We start from the raw sequence: 9,318 nt of genomic DNA, 5'->3' as shown, positions 1-9,318 counted from the left end.
GCAACTGGCTTCCCGGGTAAGGGAGTTGCTTGCCGTCCGCAGCAGCTCCTGCGAAGATCGTGCGATCGTCCCGTGACCGGGAAGAACGGGCGTCGAGCAGTGAGGGAGCCCCGCATGACCGGGACCGGGCCGGCCGCAGCACGCATCGACACCAGCAGGCCGCACCCGGCCCGGGTGTACGACTGGTTCCTCGGCGGCAAGGACAACTACCCGGTCGACGAGGAGCTCGGCCGGCAGATCATGGGCGTCGACGGGACGGCCCGGCATGTCGCCAGGACCAACCGCTGGTTCATGCAGCGCGTCACCCGCTGGCTGGCCGGCGAGGCCGGGATCCGCCAGTTCCTCGACATCGGCACCGGCATCCCCACCGAGCCCAACCTGCACCAGGTGGCCCAGGGCATCGCCCCCGACGCCCGGATCGTCTACACCGACAACGACCCCATCGTGCTGACCCATGCGGAGGCGTTGCTGCGCAGCAGCCGCCAGGGGGTCACCGACTACGTCCAGGCCGATGTGCGCGATCCCGGGCGCATCCTGGAGCAGGCCCGCGAGAACCTGGACTTCACGCGGCCCGTCGCGCTCTCCCTGGTGGCGCTGACGCACTTCCTCGGCGACGACGACCGCCCCTACGACCTGGTGGCCCGGCTGGTCGACGCGCTCCCGTCCGGGAGCTACCTCGTACTCTCGCAGCTGACCGCCGACTTCGATCCCGTCGCCGTCGGGCGGGGCGTGGCGATGTACGCGGCCGGCGGCGTGACCCTCGCGCCCCGCACCCGGGACGAGATCGCCCGCTTCTTCGACGGCCTGGAGCCGGTGGAACCCGGGATCGTCCAGCTGACGGACTGGCACCCCGAACTCGCCGTGGGCGAGAGCGTGGACGAGAACGCCGTGATCTCGCTGTACGGGGCGGTGGCCCGCAAGCCGTAGCCGGTCCGGGCGGACGGGACGGGACGCGGTCAGCAGGGTCACCGCCTGAAGGGGCAGAGCCGGCGCAGGGTCGGCGGCCGGGGGGCCGGGACCCCCCAAAATCCGCTTATGATGCACCGGTGTTCGATTCCCGGCACATCAAGACGTTCCACGAAGTGGTCAGGACCGGCTCGTACTCGGCCGCCGCGCGTGCCCTCGGCTACACCCAGCCCGCCGTCACGCAGCAGATGAAGGCCCTCGAACGCGACGTCGGCTCACCGCTGTTCGTCCGGGTCGGCCGGGGCATGCGGCTCACCGAGGCGGGCGAGGCGCTGTCCAGGCACGCGACGGCGATCCTCGACTCGATGGCGGCCGCGCAGGAGCAGGTGAACGCCCTGACCCGGCTGCGCGCCGGACGGGTCCGCCTCTGCGCCTTCCCGAGCGCCAACTCCACCCTTGTCCCCGAGACGCTGGCCCGCCTCACGGCCGCGCACCCCGCCATCCGCGTCGACCTGCTGGAGAACGAGCCGCCCGAGTCGCTGCGGCGCCTGGCGCGGGGCGAGTGCGACATCTCGCTCGCGTTCACCTACCCGGGGCTGCACGAGGAGGTGCCGGAGGAACTGGTGGAGATCCCGCTCCTCGAGGACCAGCTGACCGTGCTGCTGCCCGGCGGCCACCACCTCGCCCGGCGGCGGGTCGTCCGGCTCACCGACCTGGCGGCGGAGCGCTGGATAGCCGGCTGCCCGCGCTGCCGCGCCAACCTCCTCCACGAGTGCGCGGAGGCGGGCTTCGTCCCCGACATCGCCTTCATGACGGACGACAACCTGGCCGTGCAGAGTCTCGTGGCGGAAGGGCTCGGCGTCGCCATGATCCCGGCGCTCGTACTGAACTTCATGCGCCACGCCAAGGTCGCCGGCCGCCCGCTCCAGCCCGCCTCACGGCGCAAGATCTCGGCGTACGTGCTGAAGGAGCATCTGCGCATCCCCGCGACCGCGACCGTCCTCGAGGAGCTGAGGACGGTCGCCGCGAACAAGACAGGCTGCTGACCGGGCCGCAGCCGGGCGGGCTCCCCGAAGGCCCATACATAAGCAGAGCTTGGGGAAACCGTAGAAACAGTCGTTGGACGTAATGGTTCCGCCGTTCGAGGCTTGCCGGTATGACTCCGGCTCCGACCGCACAGAGCGCATTCACGGCCCCCCGTACCACCGAACGTCTCGACGCCCTCATAGCCGGCGTGCGTGAGGTGGTGGGGCGCGGGCTGCCGCCCGACCCGACGGCGTACCTGGTCGGCGAACGTCTGGCGCCGCACCTGGGCGCCGACGACCTGCTCACTCCGGAGCAGCGGCAGAGCGACCCGGACCGCTACCGGCAGCACCTCCTGCACGCCGAGCACGACGGCAGCTTCTCCGTCGTCGCGCTCGTCTGGCTGCCCGGACAGGGGACATCCGTGCACGACCACGTCTCCTGGTGCACCACCGGCGTGCACGAGGGCCAGGAGCACGAGCGGCGCTACCGGCTCGTGCCCGCCGCCCGCGCGGACGGCACCGCGCGGCTCGTCGCCACCGCCGACGTGGTCAGCGGACAGGGCGACTTCTGCGGTTTCGCCCCGCCCGGGGACATCCACCGGGTCTGGAACCCGGGCCCCTCCACCGCTGTGTCCCTGCACGTCTACGGCGCCGACATATCCCGGCTCGGCAGCAGCGTCCGCCGCGTCTACGCCCTGCCGGCCGACCGCTGATGGCGCTCCTGCGGGACCGCCCCGCCGCACCTCCCCGGGCCCGCGCCGAGAGCACCCGGCTGCCAGGACTCGCGCTGGCGGCCCTCGGCGTCGCCCTCGCCTGGTCCGTCCACCGGATCCTGCCCGGCGTGCCGATGCTCACCGCCGCCGTCGTACTCGGCGTCGCAGCCGCGCACCTGCCCCGGCTGCGGGCGGCCGTACGCGGACCGGCCCGGCCGGGACTCTCGTACGCGGGGCGACGGCTGATGCGCGCCGGGATCGTGCTCCTCGGCCTGCGGCTCGGCCTCGACGACGTGCGCGGCCTCGGCTGGAGCACCGTCGCCATGGTGCTCGGCGTCGTGACGGCCACGCTCCTCGGGACCTGGTGGCTCGGCCGGCGGCTGGGACTGCCCGGTGACCAGCCGCTGCTCATCGCCACCGGATATGCCGTCTGCGGCGCGTCGGCCATCGGCGCCGTGGGGGAGGTACGGGACAGCGACGAACGGGACGCGGCCACCTCCGTCGCCCTGGTCACCCTCTGCGGGACGCTCGCGATCGCCGTACTTCCCCTCCTCCAGGGACCGTTGGGGCTCGATGCCGCCGAGTTCGGCCGCTGGGCGGGCGCCAGTGTCCATGACGTCGGCCAGGTCGTCGCCACCGCGCAGACCGCGGGGGACGCCGCGCTCGGCGAGGCCGTGCTCGTGAAACTGATGCGGGTGGCGATGCTCGGCCCGCTCGTCGCCCTCGTCGCGCTGGCCGCCCGCCGCGGGGACAGGGCCACGAAGGGGGCGAGCGGTGCGCGACGGGCGCCTCTGGTGCCGCTCTTCGTCGTGGGGTTCCTCGCCGCCGTGGCCCTGCGCAGCACCGGGCTGCTGCCCTCGGCGGCGCTGGAGACCGCGCACGTCGCGCAGGAACTGCTGCTCGCCGCCGCCCTGTTCGGGCTCGGCAGCGCCGTCGACCTGCCCTCCCTGACCCGCACCGGCGGCCGCGTCGCGGCACTCGGCCTGTCGGCGTGGCTGGTCGTGGCGGGGCTGTCCTGTGCGGGAGTGCTGCTGGTGGCGTGACCGCTGCCTGGAGGGGGCCGAGGGAAGCGGCGTGGGCGGCCGGGTGCGTACGCCGTACGCGAGGGGAGACGTGTCGTGCCCGGGGCCGGGAAGCCCACGTCCCGACAACGGCCGCATGTGGGGTTGCGGCGTGGCCGGTCGGCCTCCCGGCAGCCCCGGGCACACTCGGAAACTAGGGCCGCCGGACCGGTGCTGCCTATAGGGACCCGCTCATCTACCTATACGCAAAGAATCGACCGGGCCCGTGTGCCACGCGGCCCCGCGGCCGTCCCGCCCGCCGCAGGGCCGTCGGCCGCCCGGCTCATTCGGGGCGCTGGGCGCGCGTCCGGGAAAGATTCTGCCGGGACTGCGACTCCAGCTTGCGGCGGGCCCTGCCGACATGCTGCTCCACCGTACGCGGCGACAGATGCAGCGTCGCCGCGATCTCCCGGTTGGTCAGGCCCGTCGCCGCCAGGTCCGCCACCTCCTGCTCGCGCGGCGAGAGCCGGTCGCCGTAGCTCGGCCGGCCGCGCGGCCGCTGCTCGTCGGCGGGCTGGTGCGCCCGCAGCTCGGCCCGGATGCGGGCGGCGTCCCAGACCGCGCCGAGTTCGGTCAACTGCTCGATGCACGAGGTCAGTTCGGCCACCACGGCGGCCTCGTCCGTACCCGAGGCCAACTGGCAGCGCGCGGCCCCCTCGGTGGCCAGCACCGTCGCGTACGGACGCGGCATGCCCGCGTATTCGAGGGCCGACCGGCGGTACCGTTCGGCCGCGGTCCGCGGGTCGCCGTCCGCCTCGGCGAGCAGCGCACGGCACCAGTCCAGCGCCGCCGACGAAGCGGGGGCCTGGCGGCCGTCGAGGCCCGCCTCGTATTCGTCGATCATTTTCTGCGCGGTGTCGCGGCGGCCCGCGCGCAGCGTCGCGTCGACGGCCCACGGCGCCAGCTCCGCCGCCCACACCCACACGCCCTTGTCCCTGATCCGGTCCCAGGCCATCGACGCCTCGGCGACCGCCGTCCCGACGTCGTCCCGGACCAGGGCCATCCGGATCAGCGCGCCGGAGGCGGCCGCCACGTGCGGCACGGCGGAACCGTCCGTCTCCCGCGAGCCGTCGCCGGCCAGCCACGCCGTCGCCTGCTGCCACTCGCCCCTGGAGATCGCCATGAGCCCGAGAACGGTACGGCCGTCGACGCCCTGGCCCGGCATGGTGTCCGCCTCCGCCACGAACGCGCGGGCCCTGCCGGTCAGTTCCGACCAGTCGCCCTCGGCCCAGTCCAGCAGCAGCGAGGTGCCGCGGGCGCCCTGCTCGACGTACGTCGCTCCGCTGCGGGCCGCGAGGTCCACGCCCTCGGCGAGGAGTCCGCGGGCGGGTCCGAGCTGGCCGAGCCAGAGCGCGCCGTCCGCCGCGTTGCACAGCCCGCGGGCGACGTGCTGGCGGCAGGCGGCGTCCTCCGTGTCCCTCGGCAACTGCTCGAGCACCTGCCAGGCCGCCGGGTCGCCGATGTACATGAGAGTGCCCGCCCGGTTGGCGGCGACCGCGGTACGGGCCTCCTCGTCGCCGCTGTCCGCGCCGGCCTTCTCCGCGCGCTCCAGCCAGTACAGGTTCCGCTCCAGCGGCACCGTCGACAGCAGCGGCATCGCCAGCGCCGCCATGGCCCTCGCCGCCATCAGCGGCCGCTCCTCGAGTTCCTCCACCGCCTGCTGGAGTTCCAGCCAGCCCTGCATGCCCGCGACCGCCTGGTTGCACAGCAGCAGGCCGAGGTCGAGCCGGATCTGTCCCCGCACGGCGGCCGGCAGGGACTGCTCGTCGAGGATCTGCCGCAGCACCGTCACCGTCTGGTCGCTGCGCAGACCCAGCACGGCGCTGTGCGCCAGCAGCGGCGCGAGCCGGGCCCTCGCGGCAGGCGGCGCCGTCGGACGGGACAGCGCCCGCTCGAGGATGTCGATCGCGGCCTGGTGCTCGCCGTCGGCCGCGCACTGGAGCGCCGCGTGCTCCACGGCCCGGAGCCACGCCTTCGTCTGACCGCCGTGCCGGCGGTGGCGGGCCAGCGGCACCCACGGCACCGGGTGCCTGCGGCCGAGGGCCGTGGCGGCCCTGCGGTGCATCTCACGGCGGACGGGGCCCGGCACCTGCCCGTAGACCGCTGTCGCCGCCATCGGGACGAAGAATCCGTAACGGCCCTCGGTGTCCTCCCGCAGCACGCCCGCGCGCACCGCCTCGACCAGGGCTTTCGTGCCCTCGCCGCCGTCCGGGCCGGCGACCGCGGCCAGTTCGTCCGCCTCCACCGGCTCGTCCAGCACGGCGGCGGCCCAGGCGACGTGCCGGGCCCGGTCCGTGAGCGCCGCGGTACGGCCGAGGGCGAGCTCGGCGAGACGCGGCGGGACGCCCGCCGCCTCCAGGTCCCTGACCGAGTAGCGCTCCCGCCCGTCGCCCGACTCGCGCAGCAGCCGCACCGTGTCGGCGACGACCTGCGGCACGCCCCCGGACCGCTCCCGGACGCGGACGATCAGATCGGACGGGCAGCGGCCAGGGCCGAGTCCCTCCTCGACCAGCTCGCGGACCTGCCGGGCGTCAAGGGGGCCGAGACGCAGCCGCAGCACGGCGAGGGAAGCGGGGAAGTGCGCCCCCCTGCCCAGGGCGAGGCCGGGCTCGCGCAGTTCCTCCGGGCGGTACGTGACGACCGCCGCGAGCCGGTCCGGCGGCCGGTCGAGGAGCGCGCGCAGAAGTTCGAGGGCCGGGCGGTCGGCGCGGTGGACGTCCTCCGCGACGAGCAGGAAGCGCTCGCCCCGTTCGAGGAGGGGAGCCAGGGCGCCCGGCAGATCGGCGGGGGCGGGCGGCTGCCGCGGGACGCTGTCGGCCGCCGTCTCGGTCGTCTTCTGCCGCGGCCGGTACTCGACGGCCGCTCCGGACGACGAGAACGAGACGATCACACTGCGCACGGACCGGGCCGCGGCACCGTCCACCAGACGCGCCGCGAGGCGGGTCTTCCCCGTCCCGGCCGGGCCGTCGACCAGCAGCAGCGCGGGCTCGTCGGCGGACGGCCCCGCGAGCACGCGCTCCAGCCACCGGCCGGCCGCCTCGTCACTCCACGTGTCCACCGAATCACTCTCCTCGGAGATTCCAAGGCATTTCGATTCTTTACGTATACGGGTTTCAGTGTCCCTGATTGAACGGGAGGTGTCCGGATACGAGTGTTGGGGTTGCCGCAGAACAGCTGCGTGGCTTTCGACGGCCAGGTTGGAGAACGACTCCCCGGCCGCTGGACCTGAGTCAGGGCGATGCCGCCCGACCGAACAGGAGCCCATGTGATTGCCATGGAACGTGCACCGAGCCCTGCCCCCGGGCGGGCCGGGCCCACCTCGGCGTTGCGAAGCCTGGCGCATTGCGCCATGCCCGCCACGCCGGAGGCCGCACGCGCACTCCGGCGCTTCGCCCGGGCAGTCGCACGCCGATGGCGACTGGCCGAGCACTTCGACGAGGCGCTGTCCGTCATCGTCACCGAACTGGTCACCAACGTGGTGCTGCACAGCGGCAGCCCATGGGTGTCCACGGTGATCAGCGTCCGGGGCGACGCGCTGACGGTCGAGGTCATGGACGGTGGCCGCTGGAAGCACCGGGTGACCCGCCGGCAGGAACCGCTCGACGCCGACGTCCCCTGCGGGCGCGGTCTGCGCCTGGTCGACGCCTACGCGACACGGATCATGACGCACCGGATGGAGCGGGGCAGTGTGGTGCTCGCGGAGATCGCGCTCCACACCAGGCCGCCCTTCGTGCGCGACCCGCTCCAGGCCTTCGACGCACATCTGTGAGACGGCCGGGACCGCTCCGGATCATCCGGAACGGCCCCGTGTGCGCGTGCGGCTCAGCGCGCGCCGAGCAGATGGTCCATCGCCAGCTGGTCGAGGCGCTCGAACGCCATCCCGCGCTCGGCGGCGGCGTCCACGTCGTAGTCCTCGAACGCGGTCCGGTCCGCCAGCAGCGCCGCCAGCCCGTCGTCCGCCGTCGGCCGCGCCAGCTCGTCGAGGCGCGAGGCACGCAGCGCCTCACGGACCTCGGGGTCGGCGCGGAAGGCCGCGGCACGCTCCTTGAGGATCAGGTAGTTGCGCATGCAGCCCGCCGCCGACTCCCACACGCCGTCGAAGTCCTCGGTCCGCGGCGGCTTGAAGTCGAAGTGCCGCGGGCCCGCGTAACCGGCCGTCTCCAGCAGGTCGACCAGCCAGAACGCGGACCGCAGGTCTCCGGCGCCGAAGCGCAGGTCCTGGTCGTACTTGATGCCGCTCTGGCCGTTCAGGTCGATGTGGTAGAGCTTGTCCGCCCACAGCGCCTGCGCGATGGAGTGCGGGAAGTTGAGCCCCGCCATCTGCTCGTGGCCGACCTCCGGGTTGACGCCGTACAGCTCCGGGCGCTCCAGGCGCTCGATGAACGCCAGCGCGTGGCCGACCGTCGGGAGCAGGATGTCGCCGCGGGGCTCGTTCGGCTTGGGCTCGATGGCGAAGCGCAGGTCGTAGCCCTGCTCCGTGACGTATTCGCCGAGCAGGTCGAAAGCTTCCTTCATCCGGTCCAGTGCGACGCGCACGTCCTTGGCGCCACCGGACTCCGCGCCCTCACGGCCGCCCCAGGCGACATACGTCTGCGCGCCCAGCTCCACGGCCAGGTCGATGTTGCGGATGGTCTTGCGCAGCGCGTACCGGCGCACGTCGCGGTCGTTGGCGGTGAAGCCGCCGTCCTTGAAGACCGGGTGGGTGAAGAGGTTGGTCGTCGCCATCGGCACGATGAGGCCGGTGGCGTCCAGCGCCTCACGGAAGCGCTTGATGTGCGCCTCGCGCTCGCCGTCGTTCGACCCGAAGGGGATCAGGTCGTCGTCGTGGAATGTCACACCGTACGCGCCGAGATCGGCGAGCCGCCGGACGGACTCCGCAGGGTCCAGGGGCGGCCGGGTCGCGTCCCCGAACGGGTCCCGGCCCTGCCAGCCGACCGTCCAGAGGCCGAAGCTGAACTTGTCCTCGGGGGTGGGGGTGAAGCGTTCCGTCATGCCATGTCCGCCTTGGATCACTGGTTTGTTTTCTGACCTTACTAATAATGCACACCGATGCCCGATCGCAGAAGCCCCCCGCGCACTGTTGTCCCGCGGGCGCGTGACGTAATTTGTTTCCAGCTCGGCCAAATGGCTGCGCACGGGCCCATGGGAGAGGTGCGGCAATGCCGGCGAACGCGGTCGTCATCGGGGTGGACAGCTCCACACAGTCCACGAAAGCGGCGTTCACCGACGTCACCACCGGTCGGCTCCTCGCCGTCGGCAGGGCGTCCCACCACGTCACCGGCGAGAACGGGGCACGGGAGACCGACCCCGAGGTGTGGTGGCGGGCCCTCGCGGACGCCGTCGCCGCCGGCCTCAAGGAACTGGCCGGTCTCGGCATCGAACCGGCCGCCGTCACCGGCATCGCGGTCGCCGGACAACAGCACGGACTCGTCGTCCTCGACCGCGCCGGCGCCCCCCTGCGGCCCGCCCTGCTGTGGAACGACACCCGCTCCGCGCCGCAGGCCGCCGCCCTCACCGAGGCACTCGGCGGGCCCGACGCATGGACCGCCCGCACGGGCTCCGTCCCCGTCGCCTCCATGACGGCCGCCAAATGGCAGTGGCTGCGCGAGAACG

Annotated in this window: 8 protein-coding genes; 6 read left to right on the top strand and 2 right to left on the bottom strand. The window is 73.4% G+C overall.

Annotation, left to right across the window (positions count from 1 at the left end; all coding sequences use genetic code 11):
* Nucleotides 1–114 precede the first annotated feature (114 nt).
* From ACWGH4_RS24490 to ACWGH4_RS24475, 4 genes are all read left to right on the top strand, one after another.
* On the top strand, nt 115–927 hold the full coding sequence (locus ACWGH4_RS24490; RefSeq protein WP_453464566.1) for an SAM-dependent methyltransferase: 813 nt from the start codon (nt 115–117) through the stop codon (nt 925–927).
* Nucleotides 928–1,046: 119 nt separating this feature from the next.
* The gene (locus ACWGH4_RS24485; protein ID WP_453464563.1) at nt 1,047–1,952 is read left to right on the top strand and encodes a LysR substrate-binding domain-containing protein; all 906 of its coding nucleotides are present in this window, start codon (nt 1,047–1,049) and stop codon (nt 1,950–1,952) included.
* Nucleotides 1,953–2,062: 110 nt separating this feature from the next.
* On the top strand, nt 2,063–2,644 hold the full coding sequence (locus ACWGH4_RS24480; protein ID WP_453464560.1) for a cysteine dioxygenase: 582 nt from the start codon (nt 2,063–2,065) through the stop codon (nt 2,642–2,644).
* The gene (locus ACWGH4_RS24475; protein WP_453464557.1) at nt 2,644–3,687 is read left to right on the top strand and encodes a YeiH family protein; all 1,044 of its coding nucleotides are present in this window, start codon (nt 2,644–2,646) and stop codon (nt 3,685–3,687) included. Before ACWGH4_RS24480 ends, ACWGH4_RS24475 begins: the two co-directional genes overlap by 1 nt.
* Before the next feature lie 301 nt (nt 3,688–3,988).
* On the opposite strand, the gene ACWGH4_RS24470 is transcribed toward ACWGH4_RS24475, so the two are convergent.
* On the bottom strand, nt 3,989–6,763 hold the full coding sequence (locus tag ACWGH4_RS24470) for a helix-turn-helix transcriptional regulator (RefSeq protein WP_453464554.1): 2,775 nt from the start codon (nt 6,761–6,763) through the stop codon (nt 3,989–3,991).
* 291 nt (nt 6,764–7,054) lie between these two features.
* Here ACWGH4_RS24470 and ACWGH4_RS24465 point away from each other — a divergent pair, with 291 nt between their 5' ends.
* Nucleotides 7,055–7,474, top strand: a complete 420-nt coding sequence (locus ACWGH4_RS24465) for an ATP-binding protein (protein WP_453464551.1) — start codon at nt 7,055–7,057, stop codon at nt 7,472–7,474.
* A gap of 53 nt (nt 7,475–7,527) precedes the next feature.
* Here the strand turns inward: ACWGH4_RS24465 and xylA are convergent, their stop codons facing one another.
* Nucleotides 7,528–8,697 carry a xylose isomerase gene (gene xylA, locus ACWGH4_RS24460; protein WP_453464548.1) on the bottom strand — a complete coding sequence of 390 codons (1,170 nt, stop codon included), beginning with the start codon at nt 8,695–8,697 and terminating at the stop codon, nt 7,528–7,530.
* Between the two features lie 167 nt (nt 8,698–8,864).
* Between xylA and ACWGH4_RS24455 the strand changes: the two genes are divergently transcribed.
* On the top strand, nt 8,865–9,318 hold a 454-nt coding region (locus ACWGH4_RS24455), incomplete at its 3' end, for an FGGY family carbohydrate kinase (protein ID WP_453464545.1).

It is taken from the genome of Streptomyces sp. NPDC054847, assembly GCF_053610925.1.
Note: the sequence above shows the minus strand (reverse complement) of the source record. Positions and strands in the feature narration are given on the sequence as shown.

Excerpts from the sequence above, each read along its gene's own strand:
- ACWGH4_RS24475 (WP_453464557.1), top strand. The coding sequence starts at position 2,644 with ATGGCGCTCCTGCGGGACCGCCCCGCCGCACCTCCCCGGGCCCGCGCC.
- ACWGH4_RS24465 (WP_453464551.1), top strand. The coding sequence starts at position 7,055 with ATGCCCGCCACGCCGGAGGCCGCACGCGCACTCCGGCGCTTCGCCCGG.
- ACWGH4_RS24480 (WP_453464560.1), top strand. The coding sequence starts at position 2,063 with ATGACTCCGGCTCCGACCGCACAGAGCGCATTCACGGCCCCCCGTACC.
- ACWGH4_RS24490 (WP_453464566.1), top strand. The coding sequence starts at position 115 with ATGACCGGGACCGGGCCGGCCGCAGCACGCATCGACACCAGCAGGCCG.
- xylA (WP_453464548.1), bottom strand. The coding sequence starts at position 8,697 with ATGACGGAACGCTTCACCCCCACCCCCGAGGACAAGTTCAGCTTCGGC.